This window comes from Methanothermobacter defluvii, from assembly GCF_003385755.1.
Taxonomy (GTDB): Archaea; Methanobacteriota; Methanobacteria; order Methanobacteriales; family Methanothermobacteraceae; genus Methanothermobacter; species Methanothermobacter thermautotrophicus.
Genome location: NZ_QREL01000001.1, coordinates 1,041,667 through 1,065,155, shown reverse-complemented (window position 1 = coordinate 1,065,155; position 23,489 = coordinate 1,041,667). Strand labels below are relative to the sequence as shown.

Genomic DNA, 23,489 nt, shown 5'->3' with positions numbered 1-23,489 from the left:
CTGAGAGTCCCATTATTTTTTCTCTTTTAGAGTTCATCAGCTTTGAGTCTATTTTCAAACTTCAGCAGGGTCATTCTCCGTGAAAACCTCCTTCGCTGCAAGCACAGCATTTATGGCTGCAGGGAAACCCGCGTATACGGCCATCTGTATCATGACCTCTATGATCTCATCCTTACTGCAGCCAGCATTTAGGGCTCCCCGCACATGGCTCTTCAGCTGATCATCGGCCCTCAGTACTGTGAGGGCGGCAAGGGTCAAAAGTTCCCTTGTTTTAAGGTCAAGCACGCCCCTGGAGTAGACATCTCCGTATGCAAATTCAGCAACAAAGCGTGCAAGGTCCGGTGCAACATCCTCAAGTTCATCCCTGATGGCGGTGTAGGATTTCCTGTTCATTCTGTTGAGTATCTCCATTCCCCTCCTGTACCTCTCCATGGTTCAACCTCCACTGGTTTCATCATTCTTCGACTTAAAATTCCACATTAATTTATAGGATGACATCTATAAATAGGTCGGAGGAGGAAGGCCATGAGACCCTACGTTATACTCAACGCAGCCATGACACTTGATGGTAAGATTGCAACGGCAACAGGGAGCTCTGAGATATCTGGTGAGGAGGATCTCAGGAGGGTCCATGAACTCAGAAGGGAGTGTGACGCCATAATGGTGGGCATAAACACGGTGCTGGCGGATGACCCGCGCCTCACAGTCCACAGGGTAGATGCAGCCCCCGGGGATAATCCGGTCAGGGTTGTGGTTGACAGCATGGCCAGGACACCCCCCCATTTCAGGGTACTTAACGATGAGGCCCCGACGGTGATAGGTGTTTCAGAGAGCGCCCCGCCTGAGAGGGTTGCTGAGCTCAGAAAAAGGGCTGAAGTGGTTGTTGCAGGGACCCGGCGGGTCGATCTCCATCTTTTACTTGAACGGCTGCATGGTATGGGGATAGAGAGACTTATGCTGGAGGGCGGATCGACACTCAACTACTCCATGCTGACCGGTGGCCTGGTGGATGAGGTCCGGGTCTGCATAGCACCGATGATAGTCGGGGGCAGGGATGCCAGGACCCTTGTGGATGGTGAGGGTATAGATGAGATGGCAGATGCCATAAGACTTGAACTTAAACGGTCCTACACCCTGGGTGAGGACCTCATAGTGGAATACACTGTAAAAGGTTAGACGTGGTTTTCATGCTCGAGGACATATATGAGAGGATAGTAAGGATCAGGGAAGAGGGCTGCAGGGAATGCCTGAAGGTTGTCTGCAGGATGGATGATTTTCAGTTCAACCAGCTCATGTCAAGGCTTGAGCTTCAGGTCGAGATAACATCAAGGTACAGTCCACCGGTGAGGCCCGCCCTGGACCCAATGATATCAACGGAGCTCGGTGTCTATCGTGGCGATGATGAGAACATAGGTAGACTCCTGGGATACCCTGAATGCTGCATCAGGAGTTTCTCAGAGAATACCCGGTACGCAATCGATGGGGAACATCTTGCAGAGGTCAGTGAACTTGATATCCCTGAGGGTAAATGTGCCATCATAATGCCATCGGGTTTCATACCATGCAGCCTCAGGTGCCAGGAGGCCTGGGAGAGGAAACTCATAGGCTTTGCAGACAGGGATGAATTCAGGAGGATACTTGAACTTGAGGATGAACTCATGATGAGACTCCCCCATTTCCACCTGGCATATGATGAATACTTTGAGAAGATAGTCCTCGAGTAAAAAAACTATTATTTTATGGGTGGCCCTGATCCATCCGAGCTTTCCAGAACACCCAGGTATTACATTCTAACAGCTAATTTTTAAAGTTGTTCATACTTTTAATCTTTTAATTAAGATTTAAATATCGGGCACTCTAAATTCTTTACGATTTTACATCAGTGAATTATGATAAAAGTCAAGGAGGTGAAAACATGAAGAGGTTTCTGTTAATTGCATTGATCCTGCTACTGATTTCAGTCCCATCGGTATCTGCAGCAGACAACAACACAACATCCAACACCACAGAATCAAAGATGCTGAAGGATACTGAGATGGTTGTGCTACTGACAGGCTGCGTTGTGGGCACGGTCGACCCCATAATGAATGAAGCCTACCGTAATGACCTCCTGCCCGCTGGCTACAACTTCACACTGAAGATCTACACCATGGACACCTTCAACATCAACTCAACGGCATCCACCCAGTTCAAAAACGACCTTAAAACTGTGGACATATTCTTTATCTTCACAAGACCCGGGTATCCAACGACCGGTATGAGTTACGGGACAGAATTCGATGCTCTGGTTGACCTGCAGGCCATCGCAGCCAGCCTAAAACCAGGAGCGCGGATATTCGTCCTGGGACCTGTGAAACCCAATATCACGGGTGTTAACGTGACGAACCTTCCAGCCTACGGGCCGGTGGCTGCGCCTGCACTCTCCCGTGAGAACATAAAGAGGACGCTCCTTGAGGTTCTCAGGCTCAGCGGAGCCGTGAACCTGACGGCTAATGATACAAAACTTGTGCCCGGGATGCAGGACTTCCTCTACCATCCGCTGGCACCGCAGGTCTACACAGACAGGGCACCCTACATGGACTGGTACATGAACACCACCCTCTACAGGCCAGGGGCCCCATGGGTGGGTGTGGCAATACTGAACCGGTACTACCTGTCTGGCAACATGGACGTCTATGAGACCCTCATCCAGAAGCTTGAATCCCGTGGACTCAACGTGATACCCTACTTCTACTGCTCAGACCCCATCGGGGCATCAAGGCGCTTCTTCATGGTCAACAACACTTCAGTCATCGATGCGCTTGTTGCATGTGTCCAGTTCGGGTACTGGCCAGACAACCAGACCATAACCTTCTTCACGGACCTCAACGTACCGGTACAGGGACCACTCCCTGTCTTCCTCCAGACATCCCTCGACGATTACATAAACAGCACACGACAGCAGGGACTCAGGGGCCTTGAATACTACTGGCTTTCAATGTTTGAGATGCAGGGACGTATAGAGCCCATCCTCATAGGCGGAAGCCGCATATCAGGTCCTGATCCACTGACAGGTGTCACCATCAAGGAGTACGTGGCCTATGAACCGGGTATAGACCAGCTCGTTAACCGCACACTCGCCTGGGTGAACCTCAGGAAGAAGGCGAACAGTGACAAGAAGCTGGCTATGGTCTACTTTGACAGCACCCATGATGAGGGAATGCCTGCAACCAACGGCCTCAACCTCTACAGGAGTCTCAGCAACATACTCCTCGCCATGAGGGCCGCAGGCTACAGCACCGGCAACGGAAACCTGACCGAGGAATACATCTATGAACTCATAAACAGGGCAGGCAGGAACCCCAGGAACATGACACAGACAGAACTCAGAAAACTCGTGGATGCAGGCTGCATAACCATACCGGTATCAGAGTACCTCAAATGGTATTCTGGACTGCCAGCATCACTCAGAGGACAGGTGGAAGCACTCTGGGGACCCGCACCAGGAAACATCATGATATACAATAACAGCATAGTCATCCCCGGCATCATGATGGGCAACATACTCTTGGCGCCCCAGCCGGTCTGGAAGTGGAACGGTACACTCAACAACGGCACACTGCCACCGACACACCAGTTCATAGCCTTCTACCTCTACCTGCAGAAGGGATTCGGGGCTGACGCCGTCGTCCACATAGGACAGCACGGGACACTGGAACTCCTTCCGGGACACGTGAATGCAATGACAGAGGACGACTGGCCAAACACCCTGATCGGTTCGATTCCAAACATACACCTGCTCAAAATGGAGGACCCTCTGGAGGCGGTCATAAACCCCACCAAGAGAAGGGCATATGCTGTCACGATCTCCTACCTCATCCCACCGGTCATGAGGACAGAGCTTTACGGTGTCTACCAGGAACTCTCAGATCTCATGGGATCCTACAGCACAGCAGAGGCATCAGGAGACACTGACAGAATGAACAGCCTGGAGTCCCTCATCAGGGATGGTGTGACGAGGGCCGGACTTGAGGTAAGGCTCGGTGTGAACAGCTCCACAGCCTTCAGTGTCCTCAGAGACAGGCTCCATGAGTACCTCGAGGAACTTTCAGGGATACTGACACCCTACGGCCTTCACACCTTCGGAGAACTGCCAGACAGTGAAACCCTTGAGAAATTCATAGACGCAATAATATCCTTCGACCCTGCAAACAGGACAGCCAGAAGGGATGAGATAAGGAACCTTCTGATTATGAGCGCCAGTAATGAGATGAACTCACTCCTGAGGGCACTTAACGGTGAATTCATACAGCCAGTATCAGCAAGAAGCCCGGTCATCAACCTGGAGACCCTTCCAACGGGCCGCAACATGTACACCTTTGACCCCTCATCAATCCCTGACCCCGCAGCAGTGGTCATAGGATCAAGGGCTGCCGAGGAGATGCTGAAGCGCTACAGGAATTCCAGCGGTGGAAGGTACCCTGAGACAGTGGCCGTGGATATAGGTGATGTGATATCAACTGGCGGTCAGAGCATAGCAGCGATATTCTACTTCCTGGGAGTCAGACCCATCTATGAGAGCGGAGCCCTCATAGGTACAGAGATCATACCCCTCAGTGAACTTGGAAGACCGAGGATAGACGTTGTGATAAGTGACTTCCACAACTTCCGTGGAGCAATCCCTGCCACCATGGACGTAATCGACAATACAATAAAGAGGATAGTGAACCTCAACGAGTCATCTGAGATGAACTATGTGAGGAAGCACTACCTCGCAATGAAAGCAGGCATCTACGCTGAACTTGTCGCAGCAGGGATGAACACTTCCGAAGCGGATGCAAATGCGGATAGACTTGCAAGGACAAGGATCTTCGGACTTCCACCCGGTGCCGACCCCCATGGAGCAGGTGTTGACAGGATACTCTGGTCAAGGGACGACTGGACTCCAGAGCAGCTTGCTGAGACATACCTCAGCTACTACTCCTATGCCTATGGAAGAGATTTAAATGGAGTCCAGAGCCCGAAACTCCTGGAGTCACTCCTGCGCACAGTTGACACCACCATGGTCATAATGCCCTACAGGGCACCCGGTGAGGGCACCTGCCTCTACAGGGTCTCAGTCACCGTGAACTTCATGGTGAACTACCTCACAGGGAGGAACATAAACAGCTACATTGCAAGGACAGCCTACGGTACACCCCTGATAAGGACACTGCAGGAGTCAACCTACGATGACCTTGCGGTGACACTGCTCAACCCGGTCTGGGTACAGGGCAAACTCCGTGAGGGGCCATCTGGAAGTGCTTCAATAGCACTGCAGGTGAGGGACCTGTTCACCAGCGACGCCCTGGTGGATGTGGCATCCCCTGATGTCTGGAGGAGAATAGCAGACACTTTCCTCTTTGACAGCTCTGTAAGGTCACAGTTTGATCCATCAGCCCTCCAGATGATTGCAAGGTATGTGAGGCAGGCCCATACCAGGGGTCTTGTATCCCTTTCACAGGAGGAACTTGTAGCCATCTCAGAGATGCTCGGTGAGAAATCCGGCTCTGATGGAAATGACCAGGGAACCACCACAACACCACATGGCGGTACAACCGGCGGTTCAGCCACATCAGGCGGAAGAACAGGCACTGGGTCCCCAGGGCTATCTCCAGGTGTATCAGGTGCCATATCCATGGATTCACAGTCCAGCGGAGCAGCATCAGCTTCTCCGGGTGAGGGACAGGAGAGGGCAGGACGCTCCTATGAGATATCAACACCCACGGCTGCGAAATCATCAGGCACCCAGCTATACGCCATTGCAGGCATAATCGGGCTATTCTGTCTCCTCGGAGTGGGCTACTACTTCGGTCCCATGAGAAAATAAATTCTATTCCTTTTTATTTTTTGGCTCTAAGAACCGAACTAATTCTTACGCATTATGTGACTTACCTAATAAGTGTACTAGCTCTGAATCTTCTAGGTAAAGACTTTTGGTGGTTTACCTAAATTACACTGAATTAGGAGAACCTTCTGAAAAGATGCGGCCTGAGACCTGCCTCCATCAGCACCCGTCTGTCGTCCTCTGTTAAGTCTGATTCACTGGTAGGTGGTACTGGTTTACCCCTCCTTGCAAGGATGACACCACCACGCCTCTGGGCCCCCAGGAACTTCCCGGCATCGCCGTCCACTATGAGATAACCATCCCTCATGTCTATACCCGAGAAATCGTCACAGTCCCCCTGGATGATGACGGTACCTCCACTCAGGAGCGCCCCGGTATTCTTACCTGCATCACCCATAACACGGACGGTTCCGCGCCTCATGAGTATCCCGGTTGAGAGATCAACGTTACCGTGGTGGATTATCTCCACATCAGCATCCAGCCGGGCCCCCAGGGTGTCCCGCACATGACCGTCATCTATGACCATGCGTCCAGGTTCAAGGGTCACATTCACGGGTTCAGCTCTGAGACCATTCATGAGGATGTCCGTGACTGACATGAACTTTTTGTAGCCCCTCCTGTCGGATCTGACCTCAATGATGTTTCCTATGGGGTCCCTGACTGCACCCTTCACGTATATGGTGCCTGAGACCATGCTTATGCCCATCCTGGTGTCAACGTCCCCCTCCACGGTAACAACCCCTGCATCCATCACACCTCCGCCGCCCCCGAAGTAGGCGAGGTCGGCGCCCATGCTGGAGGCCAGCCTGTGTCCGGCGTCACCCCTCACAATGACCTCTCCTCCATCCTTGAGGTGTTCAACAACCTCCCGGAAGGTGTGGCTGGTTCCTGGAATCCTCTCATCAGGGTCCAGCTTTTCACCACGGTGCTGCCAGTAGAAGTTGTAGGTAAAATCAGCTATGCAGTCAACCGGACCGTCGGGTTCGATCTCAATAACTTCCCTTTCATCCCTCCTTCTGCCAAGGAATCCGAACATATATGCACCTCCATTATCAGATTTCCACCCCAACTGATAAATACATCTCCCATAAATATTTCTGTGTGGTATTCCAGGAAGAGGCGCTGGGATAATTTTCCGGTGGATGTTCTCTTTGTGGATCTCGGGAGATGATATGTTGCCTGAAAGGAGTGAATTACTCAGTTTCCTCTCAGAACTTGGCGTTGATACAAGGTTTGTGAGTGTAACGCCGGGCGAGGTCCTCATAAACAACCTGAGGTTCTCCAGGTTCTCCAGGAGGAGGGAGGAGCTATTCAGGGAGAGGTTCCCTGATGTGGATGTTGTGAGGTCCAAGGTGTTCCAGAAGATATGTTCAAGGGCCTCCAGGGTACTCTCCTCGAACCTCAGACCACGCTCAGAGGTGAGGATCGATGCAGAGGGTGAGATGGCCACCGTACTCCACATCATACTTGAGCCCTACACGAGGAAGTACGGTATAGGGATCGGTGAAGGTGATGTGAGGGTGCTCCCGGGGACCCTTGACCACTCCATTGCAGCTGCAATCGAGGATATGCTCTCAGGTGAAAGGATAGGGTATCACCTGAGGTCAACACCCCTGCAAATATACCCTCTATCAGGGGTCCCTGCAGAGTGGATTGAGGCCTGGCGGGGCACCAGGATCGAGGTAACAGGAAATCCACTGGTTAAGGAGTTTCTTGAATTCTTTGATGGGAACATCCCCCAGTTCAGGGATAAGATGAAGAGATCCCTCGAATATCTCGGGGAGCTTGCTGAGGCCGGGGGTGGACCACAATCCCCTTACTAGATCCCCCCATCCGGAGTCCTCATGGAGCTCACTGACTGCTGGCAGTGCCAGCTATCCTGATGGCTGATACCTAGTTTACCCTCAGAGACCGTGAATAAAAAATGGTTATCTTTATGGGACTATGAGAACTGGAAGAGTGACGTCTGTTTTTCTTTAGGCTTCTTATCATCTGAACTGCTGGATGATTCATCCCTGGGTCTATCATCCTTTTTAGAGGATTTAATGGGTGTCTTTGCGGATTTATCTGTGGCTTTATCATTTATGGATTTATCTGCGCCCTTATCTTTCTTCTGACTGTAAAGGGGCCCCACTTTAATTTCAGCTTTCCTGGGGGTTTTCTTCCTTTTAGGCGCCTTTATCTTTCTCTTCCGGAACAGTTTGATCTCCTCGTCTCTAAGCTCCAGGAATTCACTTATATCATAGGCCATTTCATCATTCTCAAATAGGATCTCCATGTATGGGAACATTGAGATTGCGACCTTCGGTGAGATGTGCATCTTTCCAGCCATCTTGGCCGCGACACTGTCCCTGAGGCTCCTCTGTTTCCGGGTTTTCCCGAGTATCCTGAAGGATGATGAACCTGTGTAGCGGACGAACTTCCGGTAGGTCTTATCCTTTGCAAGGGCAACCCCTGGCCCCATGAGTTCGGAGGCGTAGCGCCAGTAGGTGTAGTTCCTGGTTCTCACGGCTCGCCCGAAGAATATGTCTGCACGTGAGAGCATATCATAGGCCCTGCTGATCTCATTTGGCTTCTCATATTCCCTGGGAACGTTCTCTGCGATGAATTCAAGTACAAGGGTGGGGTCATCATCCACCCTCATGGCCTCCCTGACCTTTGAGACGTCACGGCTCTTGAGGACGGCCCTGACGGCATCAAAGAGGTTTGAGGTGGCATCCTTTTCTCCCATCTTCAGGAGCTCCTCACCGATGCGCTCCTCACCCTCTGCCATGGCCTCAAGGTCGTTGATGGCTGAACGCAGGTCACCACGGGACCTTTTTGCCAGTTCCCTGAGCACATCATCGGGGCACTCTATACCCTCAGCACGGCATATCCTCCTGAGGGCTGCTGCTATGGATGATGTGTGGACCTTTCTGAGGTTTAAGACCCTGCATCTGGGCTTTATGCTCTGCAGCCTCTTGCTGTAGGGGTCGTTTGCTGTGAGGACCATGGGATGTCTGCTCTCCTTTATGATCCTGTTTATTGCCTGGACACCTCCACGGTCCTCATTCCCGTGGATCCCATCAACCTCATCAAGGATGATGAGCTTCAGGTCATGGTTGAAGAGGGAGCGGGTCGCTGATGCCTCACCGGCGCTCCTCATAAGGGCGTCCTGGGAGCGCCTGTCACTGGCGTTGAGTTCAAGGGTATCAGAGAACTCCTTTCCTATGATGTGGGCGAGGGTTGTCTTCCCGGTCCCGGGGGGTCCAACCAGGAGGAGCGGCTTCTGGGGCTTCCCTGCCTTCCAGGCTTTGATCCACTCCTTTATCTCAGCTATGACCTTCTGGTTCCCGACCACCTCATCGAAGCTCCCTGGCCGGTATTTCTCTGTCCATGACATTTACTGTACCTCTTTAGGCGTGTTCAAGGAACCTTGCAAGGAGGGCCTCAAGCTGTATCCTGGGATTGGCGCCCTCCCTTATCCTGAAGTCGTATTCGCCGATGGCATCGATGAGGCCCACGTACCTATCACCATCAACCTCGCCCTCCATTGCCAGCCTTGAGAGCTCCTGATAGATCTGGGTGACCATGTCCTCCCCGCTTATACCCTGGAGAACCATGATCTCCCTCAGCATGTCCCTGGCCTCCATGAACTTACCATCAAGGATGGTCTTTATCATCTTCCTCACATCCTTTGGCCGGGCCCTTGACACGACATCGTAGATGCTTGACTCTGTTATCTTCTCACCGAGGGATGCGGCTGACTGGAGGAGGTTTATGGCCTTCCTGAGATCCCCCTCAGCGAAGTAGACTATTGTCTCAAGGGCATGGGCCTCGTATTCAAGGTTCTCCTTCTCTGCAATGTACTCCAGGCGTTTGATTATCTGGTGGCCCTTGAGGGGGAGGAACCTGAATATGGCGCACCTTGACTGGATCGGATCTATTATCTTTGAGGAGTAGTTACAGGAGAGTATGAAGGAGGATGTCTTTGTGTACATCTCCATCTCCCTCCTGAGGGCGTGCTGGGCGTCCTTTGTCATGTTGTCCACTTCGTCGAGGAATATTATCCTGAAGGGGGCGCCCACGGGTTTTAGGCGGCAGAAGTTCTTTATGCTGGTCCTCACGGTGTCTATACCCCTGGCGTCTGATGCGTTGAGTTCAAGGAAGTTCTGCCTCCAGTACTCACCGAGGATCTCCCTTGCAAGGGCAAGGGCTGCTGTTGTTTTACCGACACCAGCTGGACCCGTGAACATGAGGTTTGGCATGCTTTTCTCTTCGACGTACCGCTTTAGACGTGGTATTATGTGTTCCTGGCCTACTATATCATCAAGTTTCTGTGGTCTGTACTTCTCTACCCAAGGTCCGTTCATAATGATCACCGATAAGGTTTAATGGAGTTTTCACTGTCCATGGACCGGCGGATCCATCAACGGTGTTTATTTTTCATGGACTGGACCGGTATAGTTCTGTCATCCATCAATATAGTTAATTATCATGGGGACCTTAATCCCTGTTAAGGACCCTTTTCAGGGCGTCTTCCATGACATCCAGGGGCGGGTCCCTCCCGGTCCAGATCCTGAAGGCCTCAACGCCCTGATAGAGGAGCATACGGATCCCTGAAACCGGGATGGCTGACGCCCTCTCAGCCTCTCTCAGGAGGACCGTCCTTTGAGGGTTGTACACGAGGTCATGGACCACCAGACCCTCATGCATGAGTTCAGCCCCCACCAGTGGCCTGTCATCTGTGTGGGGATGCATGCCCACCGGCGTGGTGTCTATGAGGATATCAGCCGATTTCACAGACCCCTGGATAAGTTCATAGCCCCCGTATGATGCCTCAAAGCCCAGTTTATCAGCCATATCCTCTGCAAGGAGGCGGGCCTTTTCAGGGGTCCTGTTCAGTATGGTTATATCCGAGGCCCCCTTCTCTGCAAGCTGGAATGCACAGGCCCTTGCAGCCCCACCCGCCCCCAGTATAAGGACGGATGAACCCTCAACGGATGTCACCTCTTCAAGGGCCCTTAAGCACCCTGAGGCATCGGTATTGTATCCCCTGACGGTCCCGTCATCGAATTTCAGAGTGTTAACGGCACCTATCAGGGCCGCTGTCCCATGGATATCATCAATGTACTCCAGGACGGCCTCCTTGTGGGGTATTGTCACATTCACACCCTCAACCCCAAGGGCCCTCAGGCCCTCAACCGCTGCTTTCAGGTTCTCTGGCTTCACAGGGAATGGTACGTATATCCAGTCCATACCAAGGCTCCTGAACGCCGCGTTGTGCATTATGGGCGAGAGGCTGTGCCCCAGGGGATGGCCCATGATTCCGGTTACATGTGTTTTTCCAGTTATCAGTTTATCACCCCGGCATTACAGGCAAAGAATCTCTTCGGGTTTAGATGCTGCACCGGTCAGTATAGAATCTGATTTTTTTTCTCATGGTACTTACAATATTTATTTACCATCAGCGATAAATATTGTTGCCATAGGTTACCTATAATCCAGGGGAGAGTGTGACATGCTTGCAAAGCAGAGATTCGTACTTGATACAACGGCATTTACAGATAACCAGCTGCGAGAACTGCTGGGTGATGGCGACCTCAACCTCTCGGTTGACAGGATGCTTGACCTCATAGCGAGAAGCAGGATAAAACTCAACATAAGCTGTCACATGCCTCCCATCACCTACAAGGAGTTCACAGATTACATGACACGCTACGACTGCCCGGAGGAGACCCTTATAAAGGCCGAGACATGGATAGTTAAGAAGACACCCAACCGCTACGACACACAGATACCCTCCCAGATATTCTATGAATACGTCCATGATATACGGGAGAGGATGAACAAGGGCCTCAGGATCTCAGAGACCCTGCTCTGGGAGGCAGGCATACAGTCCATCATAATGGCCTCCCGTGACGTCAAGAAGACAGAGATCGAGAGCGAGGTGCTTGGAAAGGCCATAAAGGACCTCAGGAAGAAATACAGATCAGCCCTCCGCAAGGGAACCCTTGACAGTGCCCCCGACCTTGATGTGCTGCTCCTTGCCAAGGAACTGGGGGCAGGGGTCGTGGCGGCCGATGATGGTATAAGGGTCTGGGCTGAGCGACTGGGTCTGAGGTTCCTCAATGCCACATCCTTCCCCAAGATGCTCAAGGAATACCTTAAATATTATGAATGATGAACCTCTCATCATCCCCTTTATCATTTTTACTGGAGGAATTGCTGTCATGGATATATCAAGACCGAGAGGAACAAGGGACTTCCTTTTCGCTGAAATGAGGAACAGGAAAGAGGTTGAAGGTGTACTCAGAAGGACATTCGAGACCTATGGCTACCATGAGATCAAGACACCAATATTTGAGGAACTCAAACTCTTCACAGTCAAATCCGGTGAGGAGGTGGTGAACCAGATCTACCACTTCACCGATAAGGGCGGCCGGGAACTGGCCCTGAGACCTGAACTCACAGCACCCGTGGCAAGGCTCTACATGAATGAGATGCAGAAAAAACCGAAGCCAATAAAGATGTACTACTTCGGGAGCTGCTTCAGGTATGAGAGGCCGCAGGCCGGGCGCTTCAGACAGTTCTGGCAGTTCGGATGCGAACTCATAGGTGGAAGATCGCCCCTGGCAGAGGCTGAGGTGATATCCCTAGCATCTGAATCCCTCCATGAACTCGGCCTTGACGGATTCGAGGTCCACATAGGCCACCTGGGCATACTCCGCGGGATCCTCGGCAGGGAGGAAATCCCATCTGAACTCCAGGACAGGATAATGGGTGTCATAGACAAGGGCGACGTGGAAGAACTTGAAGCACTCCTAGGGGAGGTTGAGGTATCTGGAGAAAGCCGGGAACTCCTCATGAAGCTCATAGGTACACAGGGGGGCCCGGAGGTTCTGGACGATGTTGAAGAATACCTGGGGGGCTACAGTGAATCCCTGGAGGCCCTTGAAGAGTTCAGGGAACTCGTTGAGACCCTCCACTACTTTGGCGTGGATGACTACCATGTGAACCTGGGGATAGCAAGGGGCCTTGACTACTACACAGGGATAGTATTCGAGATCTACGTGCCGGAACTGGGGGCCCAGAAACAGATATGTGGCGGAGGGACCTACAACCTGGTTGAAACATTCGGTGGGGAGCGGGTCGAATCAACGGGATTCGCCTTCGGCTTTGACAGGCTCATGAACGCCCTGGGGATGGATGAGGAGAACATGAGGATGGTTGATGTCTTCGTGATACCCATACAGGACTCCACTGTCCCTGAGGCCATAAGGATCACCCAGGAGCTCAGGGCTGCAGGGGTATCCGCTGACCTCGAAGTCTCTGGCAGGAAGCTCAGGAAGGCCCTCTCACACGCTGACAACCTTGGAGCCAGGTTCGCAGTTCTGACAGGTGAGAGGGAAATCCAGGATGGTAAGGTGACGGTAAAGGATATGGAGAGGAACTCCCAGGAGACCCTGCCAAGGGATGAGATGGTTGATAAAATCAAAGGGAGATGTTAACATTTTACTTAATTTCAGACATAATATTAATGGCGAAGACCTCATAATTGCAGTTGCACAGGACCACGAGACAGGTGAGGTCCTCATGGTGGCCTACATGAACCGTGAGGCCCTCAGGAGGACCCTTGAAACAGGCACTGCCCACTACTGGAGCACGTCCCGGGGTAAGCTGTGGCTGAAGGGTGAAAGCTCAGGCCATGTTCAGCGCGTGAAGGACGTTCTTGTGGACTGTGACGGTGATGCGGTTGTGCTGAAGGTTGAACAGGAGGGCGGGGCCTGCCATACAGGTTACAGGTCCTGCTTCTACCGGAGTATTGATGGAGATGAACTCAAAGTCAGGGAGGACGCCGTGAAGGTCTTTGACCCTGAAGAGATATATGGAGATGGTTAGATGAAGATTGTTCCAGATACAAGTGTTATTGTTGACGGCAGGATCACCGGGATAGTCCAGGAGGACGAGTTCAGGGGCAGCGAGGTGATCGTGCCCGAGGCAGTTGTATCTGAACTCGAATACCAGGCCAACCGTGGAAGGGAGACAGGTTTCAATGGCCTCGAGGAACTGAAGAACCTCCAGAAGCTCCACAAGGAGAATATAATATCCATGATATTCGTCGGGCGCCGCCCCACAGTGGATGAGATATCCCTCTCAAGGGGTGGTGAGATAGATGCCATGATAAGGTCCACGGCAAGGGAATATGATGCCCTCCTTATAACAAGTGACCGGGTCCAGGCCGAGGTCGGGAAGGCCCAGGGCCTCGATGTCTTCTACATCAAACCAGAGGTCCTGGAGTACGAGGAGCTGGAGATAAGCAAGTACTTCGATGAGAACACCATGTCGGTCCACCTCAAGGAGAATGTCGTTCCGATGGCCAAGAAGGGCCGGCCAGGGGAAATCCAGCTGGTTGAGATAGGTAAAAGACCGCTTAAACATTCAGATATAAGCAGGATGGCCCGTGAGATCGTGGAGAGGGCCAAGAGTGACTTCAAGAGCTTTATAGAGATCGAAATGGAGGGCGCCACGGTCGTACAGTTCCGGGAGTACAGGATATCCATTGCAAGACCACCATTCTCAGAGGCCTTTGAGATAACCGCGGTCAGGCCGGTGGCGAGGGTTTCACTGGAGGACTACAGGCTCTCAGACAGGCTCGTGGAGAGGCTGAGGGATACTGCCAAGGGGGTGCTCATTGCAGGTTCCCCCGGGGCAGGTAAGAGTACCTTTGCCCAGGCAGTGGCAGAGTTCTACAGCAGGGATATGAAGGCGGTTGTCAAGACCATGGAGTCACCCAGGGACCTCCAGGTTGGTGATGAGATAACACAGTATGCACCCATTGAGAGGGACATGCAGAAGACGGCAGACATACTCCTCCTCGTGAGGCCCGACTACACCATCTACGATGAACTCAGAAAGACCCGTGACTTCAGGATATTTGCGGATATGAGGCTCGCGGGTGTGGGTATGGTTGGTGTGGTCCACGCCACAAGGCCCATAGACGCCATACAGAGGATCCTTGGAAGGGTTGAGCTCGGCGTCATACCCTCAGTTGTTGATACAACAATATTCATCGAGGATGGGGAGGTTAAGGCTGTCTACGATGTCTCCCTCACCGTGAAGGTGCCCACGGGCATGCAGGAGGCTGACCTTGCAAGGCCGGTCATCGAGATCAGGGACCTTGAATCAGGGGAACTCATGCATGAGATATACACCTACGGTGAGCAGACAATAGTCATGGACGTCTCAAAGGCAGCCCCTTCAGGGCGCAAACCGTCAGCCCACAGGATAGCTGAGAGGGAGATCGAGAGGGAGTTCCGCAGGAGGATCCCGGGTGCCCGGGTCAGGGTTGAACTTGAATCTGATGAACGTGCCAGGGTCTGGATAGATGAGAAGTACATACCCCAGGTTATAGGTAAGAAGGGTAAGACCATTGAGGAGATCGAGAACAGCATAGGCATAAGCATAGGTGTGGAGCCCCTGGAGGAGAGGGAAATCGAGGAGACCCTTGAGGTCCCCGTTGAACTTGCAGGGAATTATGTGGTTCTAAACTTTGGCAAGGACGCTGTGGGGGTGTCCTTTGACATACTTGTGGATGATGAGTACCTCTTCACAGCCACTGTAGGAAAGAAGGGGACCATAAAGCTCAGAAGGGACATAGAGCTGGCTGACATCATAATGGAGGCCGTGAAGAACAGCATACCTGTGAGGGCCAGGGTCAGGCCAGAGGCTTGAGGGTGGTGTGATGAGGATAGGTGTCTCAACCCTTGCACTCACACCGTCCCCACTGGGGGAGATGCTGGAGTACATCGAGGCCCTTGGGGCCGAGTGCTGTGAAATCATATATGAGCACCCCCTCTCTGAGGTGGAGGTCACAGACTCCCACAGCCTGGAATTCACGGTACACGCCCCAATATCAGATATCAACATAGCGTCCCTCAATGACACTGTGAGGGAGGCCTCCATCAGGGAGGTTGAATCTGCAGTGGACCTTGCAGTTGAACTTGACTCCGACGTGGTGGTGGTCCACCCCGGCACAGTACCCTTCCTGGGGAGACCCTACAGGGACCTTATAGCCGAGAGGAACCTGGAATCCCTTGCAGCAATATCAGAATACGCATCTGACAGGGGTGTCGGCGTATACCCTGAGAACATGCCCCGCCTGGAGGGGCCACTTCTCCGGGAACTTGAGGAGCTCTGGGGTGTTGCAGAGGAGCTCGGTGTCATGGTGACCCTTGACGCGGCCCACGCAGCCACCATGGGTTACTCCACGGAGGAGATGGTATCAGCCCATGTGGGGCACGTCCACCTCTCTGACAACACGGGTGAGGTTGACAGTCACGACGCCCTGGGCGAGGGTTCACTGGACTTCCAGGCGCTCCTGGATGGTTTGAGGGGCGCAGGCTACACTGGAGTCCTCACAGTGGAGGTCAAGACACCTGATGAGGTCAGACAGAGTGTTGAGTTCCTGAGGAATATTATACCTTGAGGGGCCCCGGGTCCCGTGATGCCCGGGAGGCCTTCCGTGTTCCTGGGGAATATTCCGCTGGAGGGGTGCTGGTTTTCCAGGGAACTCTATCTGGGGTGTCAGCGCCCTGAAGGATTTCCCCTGGAGGGTCAGGGTTTGAGATAATTTTATTGATTAAGGTGATGGTTATGAAGATAGCAGTTATTGGTGGAACAGGAGACCAGGGCCTTGGACTGGCCCTGAGATTTGCAGTAGCAGGTGAGGAAGTAATTATAGGTTCAAGAGACGCTGAGAAGGCATCTAAAGCAGCCTCAAAGGTCCTTGAGATAGCTGGAAGGGATGACATCAGTGTTGAGGGTGCCACCAACCCTGATGCGGCAGCCTCTGCCGATGTGGTGGTGCTGACGGTTCCCCTCCAGGCCCAGATGGTCACACTGGCCTCAATAAGGGATCAGGTGAGGGACAAGGTCCTCATAGATGCCACGGTACCCATCGACAGCTGCATCGGCGGCTCAGCAGTCAGATACATTGACCTCTGGGAGGGTTCAGCGGCTGAGAGGGCTGCAAGGTTCCTCAGGGAGCAGGGCACAAGGGTTGCAGCAGCCTTCAACAACATAAGCGCCTCCGCCCTCCTTGAAGTATCTGAGCCAGTGGACTGTGACTGTCTGGTGGCATCAGACCACAGGGACGCCCTTGAAGTTGCAGCTGAACTTGCAGAGAAGATAGATGGTGTCCGGGCCATTGAATGCGGCGGCCTTGAGAATGCAAGGATCATTGAGAAGATAACCCCGCTACTCATAAACCTCAACATAAGGAACAGGGTGAGGAATGCGGGCATAAGGATCACGAACCTTCCAGAGCAAGAGTAATCGCTGCAGTCATCCATGGAAGACCCCTTTAACAGATGCAGCCATACACAAGTACTGATTAAAGTTGATTGAAATGGAGATACTGAGGAATACTGTTCAGAAGATAGCTAAGCACGCCATTGAGGCAATAGATAAGGTCGATGAAGCTGAACTTGAGATGATGATCTCAAAGATAATGGATGCAAGCTCAGTTTTCATAGTTGGAACCGGCAGGTCCGAGCTGATAGGAAAGGCCTTTGCAATGAGGCTTATGCACCTTGGATTCAAGGTCCACGTGGTTGGTGACGTTACAACTCCAGCCATAAGGGACGAGGACTGCCTGATAGCAATCTCAGGATCCGGTGAAACCAAGACTGTCACACTGGCAGCTGAGACATCAAGGTCTGTGGGTGCAACGGTGGTGGCTGTGACAGCAACCCCTGAATCGACCCTCACGGGTTACAGTGACGTGGTTATATGCATCCCGAGCAAGACAAAGGAGCCCTGGAAGTACTACACCTCAGGTGTCCTCAGGGGAGAATATGATGACCTCACACCCATGGGGACCCTCTTTGAGGACAGCACCCACCTCTTCCTGGACGGCCTCATAGCCGAGTTCATGTCAATCCTTGGAAAGAGGGAGAAGGACCTCAAGGAGAGGCACGCCATAATCGAGTAGCTCAACCAGCACTCACGGGAGGTTTGAGAGTGGAGGGACAGCTCGGAGATGAGGTGGTCACCATAAAGGCCACATCCATCGCAAGGAGGCTTCATGGAAAGAGCCACTACGGTAAGATGTATGAGGACAGACTTCAGCTTTCACTTATTGAGGCGGCCTACCTCATGGAGAGGGGTAAGCTCAAACTCATGAAGGACGATGATGAGGTGTCCCCTGAGGAATTCATATCCCTCCTCGGTGAACGGGGACTCTACAGCAAGTATCTTGTCTACAGGGATCTCAGGAACAGGGGATACATAGTTAAAACAGGTTTCAAGTATGGTGCAGAGTTCAGACTATATGAGAGGGGAGGGGCTCCCGGCAGGACCCACTCAGCCTACCTTGTGAGGGTGATCTCAGAGAATGACACCATCCACGCCCTTGACTTTTCAAGTTATGTGAGGGTGGCCCATGGGGTTAACAAGAAGCTCCTCATGGCCTTCCTCGACGATGAGGAGGACATAACCTACTACCTTGTCGACTGGATAAGGCCATGATCTGGCTACTATGACGGCTTAAGCAACAGAAATGACTTAATAACGGTGATATGATTGATAGACCCTTGGGGATCAGCAAAGCTTGAATACCAGGATCTTATTGAGAACTTCGGCGTCAGACCCTTCAGTGAGGTCCTTGACGAAGTACCCGAACCCAGCTGGCTCATGAGGCGGGGCATAATCTTCGGACACAGGGACTATGAGAGGATAATCAGTGCCATGAAGAAGGGTGAGGACTTCGCGGTTGTAACAGGGATGATGCCAAGCGGAAGGATGCATATAGGCCACAAGATGATCGTGGACCAGCTCAGATGGTACGACAGGATGGGGGCCGAGATATTCATACCCATAGCAGACATGGAGGCCTACTCAGCCAGGGGGGTGGACTTCGAGGACTCAAGGAGGATAGCCATTGAGGAGTACATCGCAGGGTACATTGCCCTCGGACTTGACCTTGAGAAGGATAACATACACGTCTACCTCCAGTCAGAGAACCTCATGGTGGAGGACCTCGCCTATGTCCTTGCAGGGAAGGTCAACTTCAATGAGCTCAGGGCGATCTATGGTTTCACAGGATCCACGAGCATGGCCCACATGTACGCCCCCATAATACAGGTCTCAGACATCCTGCACCCCCAGCTGGATGAACTGGGGGGCCCCAGACCCGTAATTGTCCCTGTGGGCCCGGACCAGGACCCCCATATAAGGCTGACACGGGATATAGCAGCCAGGTTCAGGGACAGGTATGGCTTCATCCTCCCCTCATCAACATACCACAGATTCATGGGCGGCCTCACCGGGGGTAAGATGTCAAGCAGCAGGCCCAAATCCGCCATATTCCTGAGCGACACACCTGAGGAGGCAGAGGCGAAGATAAGGAACGCCAAGACCGGGGGGAGGGAGACCCTGAAGGAGCAGAGGGAACTTGGAGGAGTGCCGGAGGAGTGCATAATATATGAGACACTCCTCTACCACATGTCAGGTTCAGACTCCAGGCTTGAGGAGATATATGAATCATGCAGAAACGGTACACTTATGTGCGGTGAGTGCAAAAATAATACTGCAGAGTTTATCAGGAAGTTCTTCGAGGAACTTTCGGTGAAAAGGGAGAAGGCCCTTCCTGCTGCCAGAAGGATTCTTGAGGGATAAAAATGAGAAATAAGAAGGTCAGATGGATTCTGATGGGGGTTCGAAGATGAGAAGGAAGGAGAAATATGAGGGCACACTGAGTTACATCATAAGGAACAATGAAACCTTCCTCCTGGCATCAACCTTCCTCTTCCTCATATCCCTCTTTGGAGGGTATCTGTTCTCAGGATCCATCGGAGACCTTATAAGGCCTCTCATGGATGAGTTTCGGAGGAGCGTGGCTGAAGGTGAGATCAAGCTCTCAACGGCATCCATATTCATTCACAACCTTCAGGCAGCTCTTCTGATATATGGTGGGGGTTTGCTTCTGGGTGTTTTCACGGCCCTCTTCCTTATTGTGAACGGCCTCTTCATAGGATTCTTTGCATCCCAGGTTCCACTGGACGATTTCGTCTTTCTTACACTGCCCCACGGAATATTTGAGATCCCTGGTCTCATAATCGCTGGAGCTGCTGGTTTCAGGCTTGCAAGCTTCATCTATCACTTCTTCAGTGATCTCCTGACAGAGTCATGGTACGGTTCCTTCACTGAGAGGGTTGTCCACTTCCTTGGCAGGAACCAGGATGAGCTTGTGGAGTCCCTGCTCCTCCTGGGGGTGGGCGTGGTCTTCCTGGTGGTGGCAGCATTTGTGGAGGCGAACCTCACACTGGGAATTTACAGCTACATAAAGGGGTCCATCTAGACCCCGTTTATTTCCCTGGTTAATTCAGGTACATATTGATAAGGTGAATCAGAAACTTTATTCTTACCGGTAAAATGGATGGTGAATCTGTGATAAGGTGCATATCATGTGGTCGAGAGTATGACCTGGAGGAGATCATATACACCTGCAGGGAGTGCGGGTCGGTACTTGAAGTTGAATGTGACGTGGAGGTCTCAAGGGACGTCTTCAGGGGCAGAAGGCAGAACATGTGGAGGTACAGGGAGTTCATGCCTGTTGACCCCTCAAGGATAGTCAGCCTCGATGAGGGGGGAACACCCTTTGTCAGGTGTGACACCATAGGATCTGAACTTGGTATTGAGCTCTATGTGAAGGTGGAGGGCTCCAACCCCACAGGGAGCTTCAAGGACAGGGGGATGAGCGTGGGGATCACAAAGGCCCTTGAACTTGGCGTTGATACTGTGGGGTGCGCCTCAACCGGTAACACCTCAGCCTCCCTTGCAGCCTACGCAGCCAGGGCTGGGCTGGGCTGCGTCGTTCTACTCCCATCAGGTAAGGTCGCCCTCGGTAAACTTGCCCAGGCTATGTTCCATGGCGCCAGGGTCCTCTCGGTGAGGGGAAACTTTGACGAGGCCCTTGAGGCTGTCACGGAACTTGCACTGATGGGTGAACTCTACCTCCTCAACTCCGTGAACCCCTTCAGGCTTGAGGGTCAGAAGTCAATAGGCTTTGAGATAGTGGATGACCTCGGCTGGGAGTCCCCTGACCGCATCATACTGCCTGTGGGGAATGCAGGTAATATCTCAGCCATCTGGAAGGGTATATCAGAGTTTTACAGGGCTGGATTCATAGATGAGAGGCCGATGATGACCGGTATACAGGCCGAGGGCGCTTCACCGGTGGTAGAAGCCTTCAGGAAGGGCAGAACCGAGATTGAACCGGTCAGGGATCCTGAAACGGTTGCAACGGCCATAAGGATAGGGGCCCCTGTTAGCTATCTCAAGGCCCTCCGGGCCATATATGAGTCAGATGGTTATGCTGAATCCGTGACCGATGAGGAGATACTCTCTGCCCAGAAACTCCTTGCAAGGAGGGAGGGTATAGGTGTTGAGCCCGCATCAGCGGCGTCCATAGCGGGTCTCATCAAACTCGTTGATGAGGGTGTTGTTGACAGGGGTGAACGTGTGGTCTGTGTTGTCACTGGCCATGTGCTCAAGGACCCTGACACCGCCATAAAGGCATCAACGGAACCAGTTGAGGTAGAACCTGATATAAACCAGTTAAGATCCATTATAAGGGGTACGGGGTCCTCCTAGCCCCCTGACTTCTTGAAGACACCTTTCTCTTTTTTAAGCTTTTCTATTTTTCATTGGACAACTTGAAGTTAATTTCTCACCCTCCAAGCACTCGTGGATATACTGCTGGGTTGAAGGTGCCCCATGAACCAACCGATGGCTCAGAAAAACCTTAAAATTAGCGATATATTTATATAGGATTATATGAATAGATAATATCACATAAAATGAGGTGGTTAATTATGGAATTGCCAATAGCTCCAATTGGAAGAATAATAAAGAATGCCGGTGCAGAAAGAGTAAGTGATGATGCAAGGGAAGCCCTTGCAAAGGTCCTTGAAGCAAAAGGTGAAGAAATAGCTGAAAACGCCGTTAAACTTGCAAAACACGCTGGAAGGAAGACGGTTAAAGCCTCAGACATTGAACTGGCAGTTAAAAGGATGTAACTCTCATCTGCATCCATTATTCCTTCCCTTTTTAATTGGCAGCAAAACTTTATATGTGATGAAGCTTTAATTTCTATTAATCCTTGTTTTCCTGGGCGTCTCACTGGATGATCCGGGATAATTCAGAATACGATTTCTCATGAAAATCTGTATCCAGCAAGTTTTATATACCGAGAACATATAAAGGTACTCACCCACTTCATGTTAATCCATAACTTGGATTATTGATCCAGATTGGTGTAATTACCGATGGATGGTAGAAAAACCAGATGAAAAAGGAGGTAAACAGCATGGCAAAAGCAATATACGTGAAATTTGATGTACCAAAGGAACTGGCTGACAAGGCCGCAGAGGCACTTGAAATAGCCAGGGAGACAGGTAAGGTATCCAAGGGTACAAATGAGGTTACCAAGGCTGTCGAGAGGGGAGTTGCCCAGCTCGTATTAATAGCTGAGGACGTTGAACCTGCAGAGATCGTTGCTCACCTTCCACTCCTCGCAGAGGAAAAGGAAATACCATACATATACATCCCAACAAAGGATGAACTGGGTGCAGCCGCAGGTCTGAACGTTGGAACAGCATCATCAGCCATCGTTGAGGCAGGCGACGCCGAGGACCTCATAAAAGAGATAATAGAAAAGGTCGAAGAACTTAAGAAATAGATGAAAGGCACTAAAAGCCTTTCAATTTCAATTTAATAAAGGTGATTTAATGGATGACGCAACTCCAGCAGAGGTTATTGAGGTTCTCAAGAGAACCGGGATGACTGGAGAGGTAATGCAGGTTAAATGCAGGATCCTTGATGGAAGAGATAAGGGAAGGATACTGACAAGGAACGTTATGGGTCCCATAAGGGAAGGCGACATCCTGATGCTCCTCGACACCATCCGAGAGGCAAAGGAGATAAGGACCCCATAATCAGGCAGGTGTTTACCAATGAGAGTCTGTTCATTCTGCCATGAAGAAATAGAGCCAGGCACCGGCAAGATGTACGTCAAAAGGGACGGTACAATCTATTTCTTCTGCAGCAGCAAATGCGAGAAAAACATGATAAAACTGGGAAGGGTTCCAAGAAAAGTTAAATGGGTCAAAAAATGATGGAAAAAAGCTTTGTAATGTTAAAACCTGACGCAGTAAAAAGGCGCCTCGCAGGAAGGATAATAGCCAGGTTCGAGGACAGGGGACTCAAGATAGTCGCCTTTAAGATGCTGCAGATCCCGGAAGACCTTGCAATGGAGCACTACCAGGAACACAGGGAAAAGCCCTTCTTCAGGGACCTGGTGGACTACATAACATCAGCACCTGTCATTGCAATGGTCATTGAGGGTAAGGACTGCATATCCCTCATAAGGAAGATGGTTGGCGCAACCAACCCTGCAGAGGCAGACCTCGGGACAATCAGGGGAGACTTCGCCCTTGAAACAGGTAGAAACATAATACACGCTTCAGATTCTCCAGAATCAGCCGAAAGGGAGATTAAACTTTTCTTTGATGAATCGGAAATTTGCAGTTACGAGATGCCTGATAGAGAAATGATATACGAGGAATAAACGCGGAGATTC

General features: G+C 51.7%; 25 protein-coding genes. 20 read left to right on the top strand and 5 right to left on the bottom strand.

Annotation, left to right across the window (positions count from 1 at the left end):
* Window positions 1-54: 54 nt before the first annotated feature.
* On the bottom strand, window positions 55-432 hold the full coding sequence (locus C7452_RS05550) for a carboxymuconolactone decarboxylase family protein (RefSeq protein WP_010875873.1): 378 nt from the start codon (window positions 430-432) through the stop codon (window positions 55-57).
* A gap of 93 nt (window positions 433-525) precedes the next feature.
* Between C7452_RS05550 and C7452_RS05545 the strand changes: the two genes are divergently transcribed.
* The 3 genes from C7452_RS05545 to C7452_RS05535 all read left to right on the top strand — a co-directional run bounded on the left by C7452_RS05545 (window position 526) and on the right by C7452_RS05535 (window position 5,848).
* A complete protein-coding gene (locus C7452_RS05545; RefSeq protein ID WP_010875874.1) occupies window positions 526-1,176 on the top strand; it encodes a 2,5-diamino-6-(ribosylamino)-4(3H)-pyrimidinone 5'-phosphate reductase in 651 nt (216 codons plus the stop codon).
* 11 nt (window positions 1,177-1,187) lie between these two features.
* Window positions 1,188-1,724, top strand: a complete 537-nt coding sequence (locus C7452_RS05540) for a DUF483 domain-containing protein (RefSeq protein ID WP_170130301.1) — start codon at window positions 1,188-1,190, stop codon at window positions 1,722-1,724.
* Window positions 1,725-1,915: 191 nt separating this feature from the next.
* Window positions 1,916-5,848, top strand: a complete 3,933-nt coding sequence (locus C7452_RS05535) for a cobaltochelatase subunit CobN (protein ID WP_115892483.1) — start codon at window positions 1,916-1,918, stop codon at window positions 5,846-5,848.
* Between the two features lie 133 nt (window positions 5,849-5,981).
* Here the strand turns inward: C7452_RS05535 and C7452_RS05530 are convergent, their stop codons facing one another.
* Window positions 5,982-6,902: a hypothetical protein gene (locus C7452_RS05530; RefSeq protein WP_010875877.1), complete on the bottom strand. Its 921-nt coding sequence runs from the start codon at window positions 6,900-6,902 to the stop codon at window positions 5,982-5,984.
* A 136-nt stretch (window positions 6,903-7,038) separates the two neighbouring features.
* Here C7452_RS05530 and C7452_RS05525 point away from each other — a divergent pair, with 136 nt between their 5' ends.
* The gene (locus tag C7452_RS05525) at window positions 7,039-7,689 is read left to right on the top strand and encodes a hypothetical protein (RefSeq protein ID WP_238374221.1); all 651 of its coding nucleotides are present in this window, start codon (window positions 7,039-7,041) and stop codon (window positions 7,687-7,689) included.
* 119 nt (window positions 7,690-7,808) lie between these two features.
* Here the strand turns inward: C7452_RS05525 and C7452_RS05520 are convergent, their stop codons facing one another.
* From C7452_RS05520 to C7452_RS05510, 3 genes are all read right to left on the bottom strand, one after another.
* Complete coding sequence (locus tag C7452_RS05520; protein ID WP_010875879.1) at window positions 7,809-9,248, bottom strand: replication factor C large subunit; 1,440 nt, start codon at window positions 9,246-9,248, stop codon at window positions 7,809-7,811.
* A gap of 13 nt (window positions 9,249-9,261) precedes the next feature.
* The gene (locus tag C7452_RS05515) at window positions 9,262-10,218 is read right to left on the bottom strand and encodes a replication factor C small subunit (protein ID WP_048060778.1); all 957 of its coding nucleotides are present in this window, start codon (window positions 10,216-10,218) and stop codon (window positions 9,262-9,264) included.
* 133 nt (window positions 10,219-10,351) lie between these two features.
* Entirely contained in the window at window positions 10,352-11,203 is an 852-nt protein-coding gene (locus tag C7452_RS05510; protein WP_115892481.1) for a shikimate dehydrogenase, read from the bottom strand.
* Window positions 11,204-11,366: 163 nt separating this feature from the next.
* Here C7452_RS05510 and C7452_RS05505 point away from each other — a divergent pair, with 163 nt between their 5' ends.
* The 16 genes from C7452_RS05505 (at window position 11,367) to ndk (ending at window position 23,477) form a co-directional block, all read left to right on the top strand.
* Complete coding sequence (locus C7452_RS05505) at window positions 11,367-12,029, top strand: RNA ligase partner protein (protein WP_010875882.1); 663 nt, start codon at window positions 11,367-11,369, stop codon at window positions 12,027-12,029.
* Between the two features lie 49 nt (window positions 12,030-12,078).
* Window positions 12,079-13,356, top strand: coding sequence for a histidine--tRNA ligase (gene hisS / locus C7452_RS05500; RefSeq protein ID WP_048061190.1), 1,278 nt, complete (start codon window positions 12,079-12,081; stop codon window positions 13,354-13,356).
* 1 nt (window position 13,357) lies between these two features.
* Window positions 13,358-13,747 (top strand): phosphoribosyl-AMP cyclohydrolase, encoded by a 390-nt coding sequence (gene hisI / locus C7452_RS05495; protein ID WP_048061191.1) that lies wholly within the window; start codon window positions 13,358-13,360, stop codon window positions 13,745-13,747.
* The gene (locus tag C7452_RS05490; RefSeq protein ID WP_115892480.1) at window positions 13,748-15,580 is read left to right on the top strand and encodes a PINc/VapC family ATPase; all 1,833 of its coding nucleotides are present in this window, start codon (window positions 13,748-13,750) and stop codon (window positions 15,578-15,580) included. It abuts the gene before it with no gap.
* A gap of 10 nt (window positions 15,581-15,590) precedes the next feature.
* On the top strand, window positions 15,591-16,334 hold the full coding sequence (locus tag C7452_RS05485) for a sugar phosphate isomerase/epimerase family protein (protein ID WP_170130300.1): 744 nt from the start codon (window positions 15,591-15,593) through the stop codon (window positions 16,332-16,334).
* A 167-nt stretch (window positions 16,335-16,501) separates the two neighbouring features.
* Window positions 16,502-17,182 carry an NADPH-dependent F420 reductase gene (gene npdG / locus C7452_RS05480; RefSeq protein ID WP_048060779.1) on the top strand — a complete coding sequence of 227 codons (681 nt, stop codon included), beginning with the start codon at window positions 16,502-16,504 and terminating at the stop codon, window positions 17,180-17,182.
* Between the two features lie 73 nt (window positions 17,183-17,255).
* Window positions 17,256-17,840: a 6-phospho-3-hexuloisomerase gene (gene hxlB, locus C7452_RS05475; protein WP_048061192.1), complete on the top strand. Its 585-nt coding sequence runs from the start codon at window positions 17,256-17,258 to the stop codon at window positions 17,838-17,840.
* A 29-nt stretch (window positions 17,841-17,869) separates the two neighbouring features.
* Window positions 17,870-18,376: a tRNA-intron lyase gene (endA, locus tag C7452_RS05470; RefSeq protein WP_048060780.1), complete on the top strand. Its 507-nt coding sequence runs from the start codon at window positions 17,870-17,872 to the stop codon at window positions 18,374-18,376.
* 54 nt (window positions 18,377-18,430) lie between these two features.
* On the top strand, window positions 18,431-19,525 hold the full coding sequence (locus tag C7452_RS05465; protein ID WP_115892478.1) for a tryptophan--tRNA ligase: 1,095 nt from the start codon (window positions 18,431-18,433) through the stop codon (window positions 19,523-19,525).
* Window positions 19,526-19,571: 46 nt separating this feature from the next.
* A complete protein-coding gene (locus C7452_RS05460) occupies window positions 19,572-20,207 on the top strand; it encodes a stage II sporulation protein M (RefSeq protein WP_115892541.1) in 636 nt (211 codons plus the stop codon).
* Window positions 20,208-20,296: 89 nt separating this feature from the next.
* The gene (gene thrC, locus C7452_RS05455) at window positions 20,297-21,502 is read left to right on the top strand and encodes a threonine synthase (RefSeq protein ID WP_048061193.1); all 1,206 of its coding nucleotides are present in this window, start codon (window positions 20,297-20,299) and stop codon (window positions 21,500-21,502) included.
* 221 nt (window positions 21,503-21,723) lie between these two features.
* Window positions 21,724-21,927 carry a histone HmtB gene (gene hmtB, locus C7452_RS05450; protein WP_115892477.1) on the top strand — a complete coding sequence of 68 codons (204 nt, stop codon included), beginning with the start codon at window positions 21,724-21,726 and terminating at the stop codon, window positions 21,925-21,927.
* A gap of 290 nt (window positions 21,928-22,217) precedes the next feature.
* Window positions 22,218-22,589, top strand: coding sequence for a 50S ribosomal protein L7Ae (gene rpl7ae, locus C7452_RS05445; protein WP_048061194.1), 372 nt, complete (start codon window positions 22,218-22,220; stop codon window positions 22,587-22,589).
* A 49-nt stretch (window positions 22,590-22,638) separates the two neighbouring features.
* On the top strand, window positions 22,639-22,845 hold the full coding sequence (locus C7452_RS05440) for a 30S ribosomal protein S28e (RefSeq protein ID WP_010875895.1): 207 nt from the start codon (window positions 22,639-22,641) through the stop codon (window positions 22,843-22,845).
* 18 nt (window positions 22,846-22,863) lie between these two features.
* The gene (locus C7452_RS05435; RefSeq protein WP_010875896.1) at window positions 22,864-23,025 is read left to right on the top strand and encodes a 50S ribosomal protein L24e; all 162 of its coding nucleotides are present in this window, start codon (window positions 22,864-22,866) and stop codon (window positions 23,023-23,025) included.
* Window positions 23,022-23,477, top strand: a complete 456-nt coding sequence (ndk, locus tag C7452_RS05430) for a nucleoside-diphosphate kinase (protein ID WP_010875897.1) — start codon at window positions 23,022-23,024, stop codon at window positions 23,475-23,477. Before C7452_RS05435 ends, ndk begins: the two co-directional genes overlap by 4 nt.
* The last annotated feature ends 12 nt before the right edge of the window (window positions 23,478-23,489 follow it).

What these genes read in the sequence shown, in the direction of transcription:
- C7452_RS05505 (WP_010875882.1), top strand. Translation starts at nt 11,367, where the DNA reads ATGCTTGCAAAGCAGAGATTCGTACTTGATACAACGGCATTTACAGAT.
- npdG (WP_048060779.1), top strand. Translation starts at nt 16,502, where the DNA reads ATGAAGATAGCAGTTATTGGTGGAACAGGAGACCAGGGCCTTGGACTG.
- C7452_RS05545 (WP_010875874.1), top strand. Translation starts at nt 526, where the DNA reads ATGAGACCCTACGTTATACTCAACGCAGCCATGACACTTGATGGTAAG.
- C7452_RS05440 (WP_010875895.1), top strand. Translation starts at nt 22,639, where the DNA reads ATGGATGACGCAACTCCAGCAGAGGTTATTGAGGTTCTCAAGAGAACC.
- ndk (WP_010875897.1), top strand. Translation starts at nt 23,022, where the DNA reads ATGATGGAAAAAAGCTTTGTAATGTTAAAACCTGACGCAGTAAAAAGG.
- C7452_RS05460 (WP_115892541.1), top strand. Translation starts at nt 19,572, where the DNA reads ATGAGAAGGAAGGAGAAATATGAGGGCACACTGAGTTACATCATAAGG.
- rpl7ae (WP_048061194.1), top strand. Translation starts at nt 22,218, where the DNA reads ATGGCAAAAGCAATATACGTGAAATTTGATGTACCAAAGGAACTGGCT.
- hxlB (WP_048061192.1), top strand. Translation starts at nt 17,256, where the DNA reads ATGGAGATACTGAGGAATACTGTTCAGAAGATAGCTAAGCACGCCATT.
- C7452_RS05535 (WP_115892483.1), top strand. Translation starts at nt 1,916, where the DNA reads ATGAAGAGGTTTCTGTTAATTGCATTGATCCTGCTACTGATTTCAGTC.
- C7452_RS05490 (WP_115892480.1), top strand. Translation starts at nt 13,748, where the DNA reads ATGAAGATTGTTCCAGATACAAGTGTTATTGTTGACGGCAGGATCACC.
- hisS (WP_048061190.1), top strand. Translation starts at nt 12,079, where the DNA reads ATGGATATATCAAGACCGAGAGGAACAAGGGACTTCCTTTTCGCTGAA.
- C7452_RS05525 (WP_238374221.1), top strand. Translation starts at nt 7,039, where the DNA reads ATGTTGCCTGAAAGGAGTGAATTACTCAGTTTCCTCTCAGAACTTGGC.
- C7452_RS05530 (WP_010875877.1), bottom strand. Translation starts at nt 6,902, where the DNA reads ATGTTCGGATTCCTTGGCAGAAGGAGGGATGAAAGGGAAGTTATTGAG.
- C7452_RS05520 (WP_010875879.1), bottom strand. Translation starts at nt 9,248, where the DNA reads ATGTCATGGACAGAGAAATACCGGCCAGGGAGCTTCGATGAGGTGGTC.
- C7452_RS05515 (WP_048060778.1), bottom strand. Translation starts at nt 10,218, where the DNA reads ATGAACGGACCTTGGGTAGAGAAGTACAGACCACAGAAACTTGATGAT.
- C7452_RS05435 (WP_010875896.1), top strand. Translation starts at nt 22,864, where the DNA reads ATGAGAGTCTGTTCATTCTGCCATGAAGAAATAGAGCCAGGCACCGGC.
- C7452_RS05485 (WP_170130300.1), top strand. Translation starts at nt 15,591, where the DNA reads ATGAGGATAGGTGTCTCAACCCTTGCACTCACACCGTCCCCACTGGGG.
- hmtB (WP_115892477.1), top strand. Translation starts at nt 21,724, where the DNA reads ATGGAATTGCCAATAGCTCCAATTGGAAGAATAATAAAGAATGCCGGT.
- C7452_RS05540 (WP_170130301.1), top strand. Translation starts at nt 1,188, where the DNA reads ATGCTCGAGGACATATATGAGAGGATAGTAAGGATCAGGGAAGAGGGC.
- C7452_RS05550 (WP_010875873.1), bottom strand. Translation starts at nt 432, where the DNA reads ATGGAGAGGTACAGGAGGGGAATGGAGATACTCAACAGAATGAACAGG.